We start from the raw sequence: 15,599 nt of genomic DNA, 5'->3' as shown, positions 1-15,599 counted from the left end.
TAATTATTTTCATTGGGTTATCTTATTCAACTTTAGAATTGGATCATAAAGCTGAATAATAACCATTTTGTTTGATTAATTGAGCATGATTTCCACGTTCAATAATACTTCCATCTTTAAGGACTAAAATTAGATCTGAATTTTTAATAGTTGACAAGCGGTGAGCAATGACAAAGCTAGTACGCTTAGAAACAAGTTTGTCCATTGCTTTTTGAACCAGCTGTTCGGTTTTAGTGTCAATACTTGATGTTGCTTCATCTAAAATGACCACGGGAGCATCTTGATAAGCAGCTCGGGCAATTGATATGAGTTGACGTTGTCCTTGTGATAATTCGCTTCCACCATCAAATAAAATAGTGTCATAATTATGTTTGAGATTATTAATGTAATATGAAATATTAGCTGTATCAGCACTTGAATACATTAATTGCTCTTGGATTGTATCAGCTCCATAAGCAATGTTGTGACGAATGGTTTCACTGAATAAATGTGTATCTTGAAGTACCATAACAATTCCTTGACGAAGCGAACTCTTATCAATATCTTTAAGATTAATATCATCAAAGTACACATCACCACCTTGAATTTCATAAAAGCGATTTAGTACATTAGTAATGGTAGTTTTTCCTGCTCCAGTTGGACCAACTAAAGCAATTTTTTGACCTGGATATGCTATTAATGAAATGTTTTTTAAAATTAAATTATCATCACTATATCCAAAAGACACGTTTTTAAATTCAATTTTTCCTTGTGTAGGTTGATAATCAAAATCACCTTGAGCTTTTGGGATTTTTCAAGCATAATTGCTGAATAAATCTTCAATATCTTTTTCAATTATATTTCCTTGTGAATCTTTGGTAATTTTAACTAATGTGACTTTTCCTAGGTTAATTTCAGGCTCTTGATCAAGAATATCAAAAACTCTTTTCGAACCAGCTATAGCTGTAATAATCACGTTTGATTGCTCGGCAACTGTAGAAAGAGGAAAGGCAAACGAACGTGAAAATTGTGAGAACGAGAATAAAACTCCAACACTAAGACCAAAAAACGCTTGAGCTTTTGGACTGGAAATAATCACTCCACCAATAATTGATACAATAGCAAAAGTAATTAATCCTAAATTAAACGCAATTGGAAATAATAAATTGGAAATGCGATTTGCTTTCTTTTCAGCATTATAATAAGCATTATTGATTTTTTCAAATTTTTCCACTGATGAATCTTCTTGATTAAAAGTTTTAACTACTTTTAAACCACTAAAAATTTCTTCAGAAAATCCAATAATTTTTCCATTTAACTCTTGTCGTTTTTTAAAATATTTTCCTGAACGTTGACCTAGAGTTTTCATAGCATATAAAATAACACACACAAGAACTAAGGTAATTAAGGTTAAAATTCAACTTAACCACATCATAATAACAAACGAAATAATAAGAGTTACAATAGCATTAATTGTGATCGGAATTGATTTAGAGATAAATTGTCTTAACGTGTCAATATCACTAGTATAACGTGATAAAATCTCACCTTTTTGATTTTGATCAAAAAATTTAATTGGCAATTTTTGTGAATGAACATATAAATCCATTCTTAATTTGGCCATAGTTTTAAAGGTGATTTTAACAATAATTCATTGATATAAAAAGTTAAACGAAACTCCAGCTGTATATAAAACTACACCAAGAGCCATCATTGAATAAAATCTAAATCACCAGTTTTGATCATCTTTGATGTCATTTCATGAAAAAACTCCACCTGTTTTTGGATTGGTTAATAATCCATCAATAAGGATTTTTCCTAAAAAGACTTGATTAAAAAGCAATCCTACGTTTGATAAAAGGATCAAAACTAGTACTACACTCATTATAAATTTGTGTTCTTTTCACACTAAATTAATTAACCTAAAAAAGAACTTTTTCTTTTCTGCATAACTTAATTTAATAGTTGGGGTATTTTTAAAACTATCTTTCCCTTGAAAATTAATCCTCATTGATGCCTCCTGCGTTTAATTGAGCATCATAAATTGAACGATAAAATTCATTATTATTAATTAAATGTTCATGATCTCCTTGAGCCACTATGCTCCCGTGGTCAATAACAAGAATTTGATCAGCTTGAATCACTGATGAGATTCTTTGAGCAATGATAATCTTAGTGCAGTCTTTAATTGAATGAGTCAAAGCTTGTTGAATATGATTTTCAGTTTTAGTATCAACAGCTGAAGTAGAATCATCTAAGATTAAAATTTTCGGTCTCTTTAATAATGCTCTAGCAATGCAAAGACGTTGCTTCTGTCCACCTGAAAAATTACTTCCAGATTGTGAAACAATTGTATCGAGTTTATTTTCAAGACTCATCACAAAATCTAAAATTCCGGCCTGTTCACAAGCTTGATAAATTTGCTCATCACTGGCTTTTGGATTTCCTCATTGTAAATTTTCGCGAATAGTGCCACTAAAAAGACTATTTTTTTGAAGTACAACAGATACTGAATCTCTTAATGAGTGAATGTTATAATCTTTAACATTATGACCATCAACAAGCACTTGTCCTTGAGTAGCATCATATAAGCGACCAATTAGCGAAATTAATGATGTTTTTCCAGCTCCAGTACGTCCAACAATCCCTAAAGTTTGGCCTGTGGCAATGCTAAAATTAAGATTTTTCAAGCTTTCACCTTTGTTACTTGAATATGTGAGTGAAACGTTTTTAAATTCGACATGTCCACTATTTATTGTAGTTAAGCCATTTAAATTTTCATCAATTGAAGGAATTTCATGAATTACTTCACTAATTCTTCGAGCACTTGGGGCTGCAATAACTATTTGTCCAATTACTCCAATAAACATAGTCACTGCCACAGATGTTTGTCAAATATATGAAGAAAAAGAAAGTAATGTTCCTGTGGTAATTACATTATTTAAAATTAAGTGGGTTCCATATCCACCCAAAAATAGTGTAGCAGCAAAAATCGGAAGCATAAAAGCAGGAACTCCTAAAACCAAACCGTGTTCAACGTAAATATTAATTTTAGTTAATTTAGCCACCCTTTCAAAAATGCTTTTAGCTTCTTTTTGTTCAGTAACGTATGATTTAATGGTCCGCATTCCTTGTAAATTCTCTTGAATTTTGTGATTTAAATCATCATAAACAACAAACATTTTCTTAAACACAGGATAAGTTTTTCATCAAATTAAACTAGTAAAAAAGATTAAAACCGGTAAAATTACCAAGAACATAAGCGATAATTGTGGACTAACGGTGATTGAAAAAACTAAATTTAAAACTAATAAAAAAGTTGCTCTGATCGGAATGCGAATCATTTGAGTAAAAGCATTAGTGATATTAGTGACATCATTACCCATCCGGTTAATGAGTGTTGCTACACTATATTTATCAATGTTTTCAAATGAAAATTTGCTTGCTTGTTTAAATAGTGCTGAGCGAATATTTTTACTTAAACCTGCTGAAGCTTTTGAACCGACAAAACCTGAACATAATCCCAGTAATAAACCTAAAAAAGCAAATAAAACTAAGAGGCCACCATATTTTAACACTTCATTTAAATTGGTAGTGTAAGTAATAGATCCACTTGCACTAACAGATTTAGCTTGCAATCCATGATCAATTAGTTGACCGATTAAATACGGTAACATGACATTTGATACAGTTTCAAGCATTACCAAGGAAATATTGATAAATGTTAAAATTCGATAACCTTTGAGTAGTTTTCAAAAAATCCATTTATTTTTTGGATATACAACTTCATCCATACAATCCTTTCTGCAGAATTAGCTCTATATATTTAATTAAATATTATATTCTTAATGGCGATATTCGTCAAATATCTTTTATTTTTCTCTATTTTTAGTGGAAAAGATTCCAGTTAATTAAAACTAGAATGAAAATACACCTAAAGTTAGTCTTTTGATCTAACGTTTAGAGTGTATTGTAGTTTGGATTGGTTAATTAATTATTGGTTGACTTGTGCATTAATTAAGATTCCTTGATTCACAAATGGTTTAGGATCATTCCCAAAGAGATTTTCGGGTAAATTTGGATAATCAATGAACGGATTTCTTAAGCCATTAAATTGATAAACAGCATTATTCCGATTGATATCAAACAAATCTACTGGATCATTAGAATCTCATTTTATATAAGTATTGAAAAAGTTTAATTGCAAATAAGGAAATGAACGGTCGAAAATATTATTGCGTCCACTATAAATATTTTTCAAATGATAAGTAATAGCAAAATATAAATAAGCTCGAGCTACATCACCTTTAAATTCATCAATTGGTTCAAAAACCATTTTGCCATTATTATCAGTTCCTAGTTTTGAGCCGTTTTGACTAGTTCATTGAACATGCGAAACAACTCCGTGGGGATAATTGGATCTAACATTATTAACTATAACATCAGTTGGTCAAACAAATTGAGCATCGCTGCGAATTGGTTCGACTTTATTAAACCAAGATTGGGGAATAATATGCTCGCGATTAATTCCATCACCTTCTTTTGATGCGTTATCTGATTTTTGATAACTAGTAAAAACGTAAGGATCTTTATCGTTTGGTTTTTCTGAATAAACATCTAAAATGGTATTATCTTTTTCAAAGTATAAATCTTTAAAGGCATTACTAGAATTATAAAAATCAGGTAATTGAGTATATTTAGTAGTTTTGGCATGTGAGTTTTGGATTTGAGTTATTTTATTAAATAATTCCATTCCTGAAAGTCCGTTTAATGATTTGTAATAATCATTATTAGGGTCATAAGTGTAAGTATATTTTTTGCTTGTAATATATGAATTCGGGACTATTTGTTTAGTGATAACTTGATTTGATGAACCGTAATTAATAACAAATGTTCGTGCTTGATTATCATAATTATAATTTAAAGTAATTGTTTGATTTTCTGAGTCAATATCACCTTGTAAATAATCATATTGATTCGAAGAATCATTAGGACTTTGATAATGAATAAATTCTATTTTAGAAATATCTAAACCATCTTTGAGTTTGATTAGTGGCAATAATTTTCCACCTGAAGCAGTTAAAGTATTAGTATTGGTTTTTCTAAAACGAATTGTATTACGCTTATTTTTTGTGTTAAAAAGCACTTCAGTTTGAATATTGTATTGAGAGATAATTTCAAAATCTGTATTGGTTGATGGTGTTTCTTTTTTTACTTCAGTTGAAGTTGATGGTTTTGAAGACTTTTCTTGAGCATAATGAATGATAAATGTTTGCGGTTCATTATTGTATTTATACGAAATAGTAATGGTTTGATCATGTTGATTAATCAATCCTTCTAAGTATTCATATTTTTTCTTTTCGTTTTTCTTATCTTGATAATGGATAAATTCTATTTTAGAAATGTCCAAACCATCTTTGAGTTTGATTAAATCAATTTGTAATCCACCTGAGGCAGTTAAAGTATTAGTATTGGTTTTTCTAAATCTCACTGTAGGACGATTCTTTCCAATACTAAATTCAACTTCATGCCGAATGTTATCAATTGATAAAATATCAAATTGAGATTTCTCGCTAATAAGCTCCTTTGTGTCTAATTGATTGTTCTTTGAAGGAGAAACCTTATCAATTGAAACAGCTCCAGAATTTGATGTGTTGCAAGATGTAAGTGCAAGTGGTAAAATACCGCTCCAAGCACTTGTTAAAAGAAAAAATATTCTTTTGAATTTCATATTTTGTAACCCCAGTAAATGTTTTAAAAAATAATTATTTATATTGAACATTATACAAAATATGTTATAAATATAAACACAAAAAATTTAAATAAAAAATATACGAATTTAAAAATTCGCGTGTTAATAATTATGAAAACTTAAAATTTCAAAATCAAATTTATATACTCATTATATAGCAAGCAATTCAAAAATCTAAATAAAAAGATTAAATATCTATGTTATTAATAACCTTATTTTTATTTTTGTTTTATAATTGCAATATATCAATATTAAAATAAATCTAGGAGTTTAAAAATGTCAAACTTATTTGATCAAAATCCAACAAACACACAAGAATTTAATCCTGCTGCTGATAATCGAACTATTAAAGTTCAAGCAGGTTTTTTTGGAAAATTCATTTTTATTTTATTACTTATTTTTTCATTTGGAATTCCTTATGTAATTAAAAAAAATAAATTCTTAGCAATGCAAAACAAAATTAACAATTCTGCTTCAGGAATTGATGTGCAACTTACTAAACGTTTTGATACGCTAACCAAACTTGCTGATGCTGTTTCAGCATACAAAAAACAAGAAGAAGATATGGTAAATCAATTCGCTCAAATGCGTTCATTAATTTACTCAAACCCAACTGCTAATGCAAGTCAAATCGAATCATTAAACAGCAGTATTTTTGGACGTTTAATTGCTGTATCTGAAAATTATCCAGATCTTAAATCTTCAAATCTATTTAGAGAATTAATGGATCAATCAGCATATTTAGAAAGAGAAATTGCGGCCGCTAGAAGAGTATACAATATGGACGTTAATGAATTTAATAGCTCAATTTTTACCTGACCAAATTCTGTAGTGGCATCTTTTGAAGGTCTTTCAACCAAACCTTTATATCAAGCCTCCGCTGCTAAAAGAGAAGATGTTAAATTTAACTTCTAATTTAAATAAGTTGGTAAAATGAAAATTATCAAAGAGTATTTAGATTTTGATACTTTTAAAAGTAAATGTGATGATAACATTTATCCGCTAGTTGTTGAGAAAGTTGAAAAATATTTTTCAGGAAGTGCTATCCAAGAATTAAGAAAAATGAAAAATGTTTTTATAACTTCCTTTGTTTTAGGGGCTTTATTATTAATTGCTTCAATATGAGGTGGAATTACCGTTCTTAAAGATTTATCAGATTCTAATAGAGCCGGTTTTTATGGTATTGTAGCTGTGTTTGCACTAGCAGTGATTTTTGCTATTATTGGCACTGTTTTTTGAATTAAGTTCACTAAAGCTAAGCAAAGAATTAATTCAAGCATTTCCAGTGAATTAGCTAAATCAGATCACATTTATGAAAAAACTTTTAAAAATATTTCTCCAGAAATTGAGTACGTAACTTCAAATAATCCTGATTTTGTTTCTAAATTAAGTCTTAATGAAAACCCTGGTTTAACTAGAATTGATTTAGAAACTATTAAACCTGATTGTCAAAATCCACCAACATTAATTTCAGCTAATCGACTTGCGACTTGATTAATTGATAATAAATATCCGGTTGAATATTACTTTTTACACTGACAATATATCGTTCAAACTAAGAACGGAGAGCGAATTTATAATGTTTATCGTGGAGCAATTAAAGTTTATACAGATTTTATGGGCGAAAAAAGTTTTGATTGAACTCTAAACACTAATAAATTTCTCAATAATAAATTATCAAGACTTTGATCTCATTTAGAAACTATTAAACTAGAAAATAATCAGTTTAATTCAACCTTTAAACTCAAATCTAATGATCGACAATCAATCTTTAGAATTTTTACTCCTTTTGCCCAAGAATTACTAGTCAAACGTGTTCGCGATAAACAAGGAATTTTATTTGATAGTTTCAAATTATTTTCAAGTAATGCACAAAAATCAGTTCTTTACGATATTACTGGTTCTGACAACTTTATGAAAATTAACGCTAAAATCAGTCTTAATAAAGATCAGGTAATTAAAAGCTATTATAGTGATATTGTTCAAGATACTTATACCTTTTATTACATGTTGTGTTTTGTTTATATCCCACTTTATTTTGAATAAAATGAATCTTTTGGGTTCATTTTTTATATAAAAACAATCCTAATGGATTGTTTTTATTCACATCTATAAGCCGTGTTCTGTACTGCTACAAGCAGTGCCAGCAATTTATCTAATGTATATACATTTTTTGACTTTGTTTGAATTCCTAGTCAAAATTCCCCTACCGTAATTTGGGTTTCTAACTCATGGAGTTTACCGCGTTTCACTTTGCTCGTCTCTGTGGCACTAGTCGTCTGGGCTTAGGTTTATTAGACCTAACATGAACACTACCACCATTGCAGGTGGTGTTAGCACGGACTTTCCTCTACATAAATGCAGCTGCTGGCCGATGTTGTAAATTAATTTTATCATATTCAAACCAAGAAAAATGCAGGTAAAATTTCTTTTTTAGTAATTTTGAGCAAAAACTTATTATTTTATCGCTATGAAGTGAAAAATCAATAAACTCTTATTTATTATCATTCCAATTCTTGCTCTGCCAGTGACGTGAGTTTATTTAACTAAATTTAATTCTCGCTCGCCAAATCAAATAACTACACAAACTCAATACAAATATAGTATCTCAGGAGCAGTAGAAAATTCAGGTATTATTTATAGCGATACTCCATTAACTTATCGCGAGCTCTTTTTTCGTGCTAAAATGATCTCTAATTCAGATATTTCTTCGTTTAATTTAAACCAACTTGCTTCAATCAAGGATCCAATCTTTGTTCCATTAAAAAATTATTTTTTAAAATGAAAGAACTTTGATTCGGTTAAACAATTTGAACATTTAGACATTTCAACCAGAATAATTAAGACGCTACTTAATTACAAAAAGAATAATAAGGGAACTCCAACTTGAGATGATATACTAAAAATTTCAGGAATTGGACCAGTAAATTTAAAGAAATTGCAAAGCTTTCTGATTCTGGAATAATTGCATTATTATTTCTGGTTGCTCCTTTATCTTTGGTTTGATTAATTCAAATTAACTATTGAAGTATCGTGCTTTGAACTCTTGTAATCGTGTTGATTTTGATCAATTCTACCCAACAATGGAAATGAATATTATTGCTCAGCTTATTAGCTGTAAGTGTTTTTATTCTTTGAAAATTAAATATTAATTCAATTACTTTAGGACAACAAACAAAGGTATTTACCTTAAAAAAGATTTCTCCTAAAACAGTAATTTTTCAAGATGCTTTCTTTAGAGATTATTTAGCTTTTAAAAAGGAAAAATGAATGCCATTATCCTTAAATGCTCAATACACAATCAGTGCAAATGTTGAAGAGCTCAATTCTAAATACATATCTTTCAACCAAAAAGGAGTATTTTACCAGTTAAATATTAGGTCAATTCGGTTTTATCAAAACACTTATAAATCGTGATTTTTTAACTTGGATTTGTTTAATTATGATCAATTTAACAAATTAGTTAAATCACTTTTATTTGGATATTCAAATGACCAAGTGCTTGAGCAATATAACTTTTTAGGAATTGTTCATTTAATTGTTTTAAGCGGAATGCACTTTAATTTAATTATTAATTTTTTAAAAATATTCTTTGGCAAATTCAAATTTTTACAATGGCTTCCATTTGTCTTAATGGTAGCTTATTTTGCCTTTTGTAATTGAACTATTTCTTCAATTAAAGCAATTTTGTTAATTACTTGTTTAGAAATTTATATGCTCAAAAATCCAAAACCCAGTAAAAAATTAAAACTTAAAATCCTTTTGGGCGTTGGTGCGGTTTGTTTATCCTTGAATCCTTGATATTCTTATTCATTGGGATTTTGATTTTCATTTTTATTAAGTGCTTTTATCTATTTAAATATTAATAAACCTGTAAATTATAAAGATACTATTAACGATTATTTTAGTATTTGACTTTTTTCAGTGGCATTAGTATTTATTTTCACGCAAAAGTTTTATCCTCTTTCATTTTTTGTTTCACTTTTATTAACTCCAGTTATTGAATTGTTTGTCTTTTTGCTGTTTTTTGGATTTTGACTCGAACCATTTGTATCAATGATTTATTTAATTTTTGATTTTTTAAACAATTTCTTTATTTTTATGTCCTTTTATATTGTTTTTCAAATCACAAACACTTATTTATATTGAAGTATAAAAGTACTTAATCTTTTATGAATTTATTGATTATCAATTAGAAAATCAAGACATTCAAATAATTACATATATAATTAAAATATGCTTTTAATTTATGGTGAAGAGAATTTTTTTATTGATCAAAAAATTGAACAATTAAAATCTAAATACAAGGAACAGCACGTTATCTTTTTTAATGAAAAATATCAATGAAACGATATTTTTAACAATTTAGAAACTAGCTCACTTTTTAGTGAACCAAGATTGATTATTGTGGAAAATTTTCAGTTATTTTTAACAAAGAATCTTAACAATGAACAAAAATTTGTTGAAGAAAAAATAATTAATTTGTTTGATGAAGAACAAATAAATCAATTAGTGTTTTTATTTAGAAAAGATAAATTACCAGAATCTAAGCTCTTAAAAGCTTTCGAAAAAAATAATAAAGTTATTTATTGTAATAAAATTGACAAGAAAAATCTTCCTAGAGAATTAACTAAATATATCAAAACTAGAGGAGCTGAAATTTCAGTATCTAATTTAATGTATTTAATTGAAAAACTTCCCCATAATTTAAGTTTAATCATTCAAGAAATTAATAAATTACTACTCGAAACTAAAAACATTACTAAAGAAACTATTGATAAATCAATTGGTAAATATATTTTAGATGAACGCTTCTCTTTTTCTAATTCATTTGAAAGCAAAAATTTTGCTGATATTTGAAAAAACTATCAACAGAAAAAATTCGAAGGTAATGATGAAATTTCTCTAGTTTCTCAAATTGCAAACATCTTTATTCTTGCTAATAAAGTTTATTATTTAGAAAAATTACAATGAGATAGCTCAAGAATAGCTGATTTTTTAAAAGTACACGAATTTAGAATTAAAAAAGCAAGAGCAATCTTAAATAAGTACACTAAAAAAGAAATTAGTAGTATTATTTTTGAATTAGCTAAACTTGATCAAATTTTTAAATCTACACAAGTGAATACTCAAATTGTTTTTGAAAGTTTTTTAATTAAGTATTTTTCAAACAAGGAAATAAATGATTAAACAAACCAATCGTAATATTATTTTTGTTGATCAAAATATCTTCATTAATAAAGATCCAAATCAAATTCATCAATACTTAAAAGATATTTTGGATTTAGTTTCAAAATTACCACAATCATTTGAAATAGTTTTAAATGATATTTTTAATTTTATTATTGATTACAGTTCTAAAAATCAAATTTTAAATAAGGATTTTAAAAATAAATTGCTTATTTATTTCCAATTTATCCAAGCATTACATAAAATGGGTATTAAAACTTCTATTAGCGTGAATTTTAGAAAAATTAACTTATCTTTTTGACTTGCAGAACATTTAAACATTAACAAAATTGATAATTTAGATTATTTAAATGATTTCTTAAAAAGCTTAAATAAACAAAAATTCAATTTAAAAATTAATGATTTTGGAATTTTTGATCAATATGAGCAGGATAAGATTGAAAAATTTATTAAAAAACTATCAAAAATGTTTAATATTCAAAACTTTCTAGTGTTAGATTTTCTTTCAAAAGAAAGCAAGAATAAATTTAAATTACAATTAAGCAGATATAAATTCATGCATAAATTATTTACGGGTGATTTGGATGTTTGATTTTTAATTAATTATCAGTTTTTTAAATTGCTCAAATTAAATAAACTAGATGATTCTAAATTGATTTTGCTTTGAGATGAAAATGACTTTTATACACTAAAACAGCAACAAAAAACTTTAAAAATAATCGCAAAAAGACAAATTAGAATTTGTTTTGATGTTAATAATCTTTTATTTAGCAATCAAAGTATTTTATTTTTTGTTCACAAGATTAAAGCTCTGTTTGCTCTTAGTAAATTTATTTCTAATTCACTTTGCGTACTATTTGTCTCAAATCCAAATTCTAATAATGGAAAAAATGAAGGTAATTTTTATCCAAATGAAATGATTTGAAAAATTACATTAAATCAACTACAAATAAATTCATTTTATGGATCAAATTATGCTAAAACTAAAATATCTAAATTCTCAAGAATCATCAAAATCACTAAAATATATCCAAATGAAAAATATCTATTAAAAATCAATTATTCACTCAAAAAAATTAAAGATAAGCAGAGTAATTTGTTTGTTGAACCATTTGCTTATAATTTCTTATTCCAAGACAAGGCAAAAGGATAGTGGGTTTTGTCGTTTTCCAAAAAGAACAAAAAAGCTGATACAAACGTATCAACATATCTTAATTTGCGGGGGTTAAAGGAATCGAACCCTTATCATCAGTTTTGGAGACTGCTATAATGCCATTATACTAAACCCCCATAAAATGGTTATTTACCAAATTTAAAATGACAAATATCTCCATCTTGCATTATATAATTTTTTCCCTCAGAACGAAGTTTTCCAGCATTACGTGCACCTTGTTCACCATTATAATCGATAAAGTCTTGATAGCTAATTATATCTGCTTTAATAAATTTTTTCTCAAAATCACTATGAATAACACCAGCACATTTTGGAGCGGCTCAACCTTTTTGATAAACTCAAGCTCTGACTTCAACAACTCCAGTTGTAAAGAAAGTTTCTAAATTAAGTAAATCAAATGCTTCTCTAGTTAGTATATCTAATCCACTTTTAGCTATTCCGTACATTTCTAAAAGCTCATATTTTTCCTTTTCATCTTCAAGTGAAATTAATTCACTTTCAAGTTGAACTGAAATAGGAATTATTTTATCTTTATCGCCTAGAGACTGATTTAAAACAATAAAAAGTGGATCTTGTTGATAATTAGCAATTTGCTCATTACTTAAATTAGCAACATAAATAACTGGTTTTAATGTTAATAGATGATAACCTTTAATGTAATGAAGTTCTTCATCACTTAATTTAACATCTCGTGCAGGAATTTCGCTTTCAAGTGCTTGTTTAATTTTTAAAGCTGCATTTTGTTCGATTAAAGCTTGCTTATCTCCACTTTTAGCTTTTTTAGCTACTCGATTTAAAACATTTGAAACGGTTTCTAAATCAGCTAGAATAAGTTCATAATTAATAATTTCTTTATCCCTAACTGGATCAACCGAATCAGCAACGTGAACAATGTCTTTGTTTTCAAAGCAACGAATAACATGGATAATTGCATCAACTTCACGAATATTAGCTAGAAACTTATTACCAAGTCCTTCTCCTTTAGAAGCTCCCTTAACTAATCCGGCAATATCAACAAAATCAAAGGTTGCATGTACGATTTTATTTGGTTTAACAATTTGTGCAAGAGCATCTAAACGCTCATCTTTAAGAGATACGGTTGAAACATTTGGTTCAATGGTAGTAAAAGCATAATTTGAAGATTCAACTTGCTTTTTAGTAAGAGCACTAAAAAGTGTGCTTTTACCAACATTTGGAAGACCGACAATTCCTGCTTTAATTCCCATGTTTCTCCTTTAATTGTTTTTAATTTTATCAAAAAATAAGGGCTTTGTTTATAATTAAAGAATGAATAATTACACTAAAGAGCAAGTAAATTTTATCAAGAAAAAGATGAACCAACTAGTCGAACAGATTAATTTTTGAAATTATGAATATTATGACTTAGATTTCCCAAGTGTATCAGATGTTGAATATGATCAAGTTTATCAAGAGTTAGTTGCTTTTGAAGCTCAATATCCTGAATTTGTGCGTAAAAATTCGCCAACTCAAAAAATTGGAGCAACTACATCAAACCGTTTTATTAAATTCACACATGAAAAAGTTATGCTCTCACTTAACAAAGCTTATTCAATTGAAGATATTTTAAAATTTGATAATGATATTAATAAAGTTAGTTCAGGCGGGCATACATATAGTCTTGAACCTAAAATCGATGGATTATCCATTTCGCTTCATTATTCGAATGGAGAATTGATTCGAGCAGTTACTCGTGGAGATGGTGTGGTTGGTGAATTAGTCACTCAAAACATTAAACAAATTCACAACGTTCCATTAAAAATTGATTATCTTCAAGATATTGAAATTCGTGGAGAAGTATATTTAAGTAAACAAAATTATCAAAAAGCAAATGAGAAAATTATCAGAGAAACTAAATTTTTTGATGCACTGAAAAATTTAAAAAATTTTATTGGACAAATTGAGCAAAATTTATTATTAATTGATAAAACAGAACAATTTAAGGATTTATTAAATGAGGGAGAAAATTTAAAAAATAATTTAAACGATCGACCTGAATTATTGCTTGATTTTTGCCAACAAGTTGAAAATTTGTTTGCTCAAAATGATTTAATTAATTATGTTTATCAAGTTAGTGTACCAAAATTATTTGCTAATCCACGGAATGCAGCTAGTGGAACATTAAGGCAATTGGATGAAACAATTGTCAAGCAAAGAAATTTAGACTATTTTGTTTATGAAATTGTTTCTCCGCAAGTGCATAATCTCAATACTCAAATTCAAGTATTAACATTTCTTAAACAACATGGTTTTGTGACTAATAATTACATAAAACAAGCTAATAATATTCAACAAGCCATTGATAAAATTCAAGAATTCAAAAATATCAAACCAAATTTAGATTATGATTGTGATGGATTTGTAATTAAAGTTAATGAAATTGAATTGTGATATTTATTAGGAGCAACCGCAAAATTTCCACGTTATGCAATTGCTTTTAAATATGAAACTGAAGAAGCAATTACCAAAATATTAGATATTACCGCTGAAGTAGGGCGGACTGGAAAAATTACATATTTAGCTAAATTAAATCCAGTTCAACTGAATCAAACTACCGTTCAATCAGCTACCCTTCACAATTATGAATATATTGCTAATATGAGATTGAATATAGGAGACTTAGTTAAAGTGATTAAATCTGGGGAAATTATTCCAAAAGTTATTGGATTAATTCAAAAAAATACTCAAAGTGTCTTTCCTAAAATACTTAATTGTCCTTCGTGTGGTAGCTTATTAGTTGAAAACAAGGAAATCGTTGATCAAATGTGTGAAAACGATAAATGTGAAGAAAAAATAATTCGTTCGCTTGTCCATTTTGTTTCCCGTGATGCTATGAATATTGTTGATTTGGGTGAAGAAAATATTCGTTTGTTTTATAAAGAAAATATCTTAAAAAATATTTTAGATATTTTTACCTTAAATGAGAAAAAAGAACAACTCGAATCACTTCCAAAAATTGGAAAAAGAAAAGTTTTAAAGTTAATCGCAAGTATTGAAAAATGCAAAAACACTACTCTTGCTAAAGCATTATTTGCCATTGGAATTAAAACTATTGGGGCTCAAGTAGCTGAATTAATCGCTGAAAAAATTAATCAATTATCAGATTTAATTAGTGTGGATTTAGACACACTTACTCAAATTAATACCATTGGTAATGTTATTGTTGATAATTTGAAAACTTTTGTTGCTCAAAAACAAAATCAAAATTTACTTGAATCTTTAGATAATTTGCTCAATTACCAAAAAATTACCAAAGGAACTAAGCTTGCTGGATTAACCTTTGTAATTACTGGAACACTATCTAAACCGCGTGATTATTATAAAAACCTTTTAATCGCAAATGGAGCCAAAGTATCATCATCAGTGAGCACACAAACAAGCTATTTACTGGCAGGAGAAAATCCGGGAAGTAAATTGGATAAAGCAAATGCTTTAAGTGTTAAAATTTTAAGTGAAGAACAATTCAACGATCTTCTAAATTAAATA

The 15,599-nt window shown here is 27.7% G+C and carries 11 protein-coding genes, 1 tRNA gene and 1 other RNA gene; 7 read left to right on the top strand and 6 right to left on the bottom strand.

Features of this window, described 5'->3' with window-relative positions; all coding sequences use genetic code 4:
• Nucleotides 1-22 precede the first annotated feature (22 nt).
• The 3 genes from NPA11_RS01710 to NPA11_RS01700 all read right to left on the bottom strand — a co-directional run bounded on the left by NPA11_RS01710 (nt 23) and on the right by NPA11_RS01700 (nt 5,710).
• Nucleotides 23-1,990 carry an ABC transporter ATP-binding protein gene (locus tag NPA11_RS01710; protein ID WP_257043919.1) on the bottom strand — a complete coding sequence of 656 codons (1,968 nt, stop codon included), beginning with the start codon at nt 1,988-1,990 and terminating at the stop codon, nt 23-25.
• On the bottom strand, nt 1,980-3,773 hold the full coding sequence (locus NPA11_RS01705) for an ABC transporter ATP-binding protein (protein ID WP_257043918.1): 1,794 nt from the start codon (nt 3,771-3,773) through the stop codon (nt 1,980-1,982). The genes NPA11_RS01710 and NPA11_RS01705 overlap by 11 nt, the downstream gene beginning before the upstream one ends.
• A gap of 200 nt (nt 3,774-3,973) precedes the next feature.
• Nucleotides 3,974-5,710 (bottom strand): endonuclease, encoded by a 1,737-nt coding sequence (locus NPA11_RS01700; RefSeq protein ID WP_257043917.1) that lies wholly within the window; start codon nt 5,708-5,710, stop codon nt 3,974-3,976.
• A gap of 297 nt (nt 5,711-6,007) precedes the next feature.
• Between NPA11_RS01700 and NPA11_RS01695 the strand changes: the two genes are divergently transcribed.
• A complete protein-coding gene (locus NPA11_RS01695; RefSeq protein ID WP_257043916.1) occupies nt 6,008-6,646 on the top strand; it encodes a LemA family protein in 639 nt (212 codons plus the stop codon).
• An 18-nt stretch (nt 6,647-6,664) separates the two neighbouring features.
• Nucleotides 6,665-7,777 (top strand): DUF3137 domain-containing protein, encoded by a 1,113-nt coding sequence (locus NPA11_RS01690; protein WP_257043915.1) that lies wholly within the window; start codon nt 6,665-6,667, stop codon nt 7,775-7,777.
• Between the two features lie 61 nt (nt 7,778-7,838).
• On the opposite strand, the gene rnpB is transcribed toward NPA11_RS01690, so the two are convergent.
• An RNA gene (rnpB, locus tag NPA11_RS01685) (RNase P RNA component class B) lies at nt 7,839-8,110 on the bottom strand.
• Nucleotides 8,111-8,201: 91 nt separating this feature from the next.
• Between rnpB and NPA11_RS01680 the strand changes: the two genes are divergently transcribed.
• From NPA11_RS01680 to NPA11_RS01665, 4 genes are all read left to right on the top strand, one after another.
• Nucleotides 8,202-8,696, top strand: a complete 495-nt coding sequence (locus NPA11_RS01680) for an MAG0490 family ComEA-like DNA-binding protein (protein WP_257043914.1) — start codon at nt 8,202-8,204, stop codon at nt 8,694-8,696.
• A 134-nt stretch (nt 8,697-8,830) separates the two neighbouring features.
• Entirely contained in the window at nt 8,831-9,964 is a 1,134-nt protein-coding gene (locus NPA11_RS01675; protein ID WP_257043913.1) for a ComEC/Rec2 family competence protein, read from the top strand.
• A gap of 3 nt (nt 9,965-9,967) precedes the next feature.
• Nucleotides 9,968-10,921, top strand: coding sequence for a DNA polymerase III subunit delta (gene holA / locus NPA11_RS01670; RefSeq protein WP_257043912.1), 954 nt, complete (start codon nt 9,968-9,970; stop codon nt 10,919-10,921).
• A complete protein-coding gene (locus NPA11_RS01665) occupies nt 10,914-12,074 on the top strand; it encodes a hypothetical protein (RefSeq protein WP_257043911.1) in 1,161 nt (386 codons plus the stop codon). Before holA ends, NPA11_RS01665 begins: the two co-directional genes overlap by 8 nt.
• Before the next feature lie 66 nt (nt 12,075-12,140).
• Here the strand turns inward: NPA11_RS01665 and NPA11_RS01660 are convergent.
• A tRNA-Trp gene (locus NPA11_RS01660) sits at nt 12,141-12,211 on the bottom strand.
• Between the two features lie 9 nt (nt 12,212-12,220).
• Nucleotides 12,221-13,321, bottom strand: a complete 1,101-nt coding sequence (gene ychF, locus NPA11_RS01655; RefSeq protein ID WP_257043910.1) for a redox-regulated ATPase YchF — start codon at nt 13,319-13,321, stop codon at nt 12,221-12,223.
• Nucleotides 13,322-13,382: 61 nt separating this feature from the next.
• Here ychF and ligA point away from each other — a divergent pair, with 61 nt between their 5' ends.
• Entirely contained in the window at nt 13,383-15,596 is a 2,214-nt protein-coding gene (gene ligA, locus NPA11_RS01650) for an NAD-dependent DNA ligase LigA (protein WP_257043909.1), read from the top strand.
• Nucleotides 15,597-15,599: the final 3 nt, after the last annotated feature.

It is taken from the genome of Mycoplasma sp. 1578d, assembly GCF_024582695.1.
GTDB lineage: Bacteria > Bacillota_I > Bacilli_A > Mycoplasmatales > Metamycoplasmataceae > Mycoplasmopsis.
Note: the sequence above shows the minus strand (reverse complement) of the source record. Positions and strands in the feature narration are given on the sequence as shown.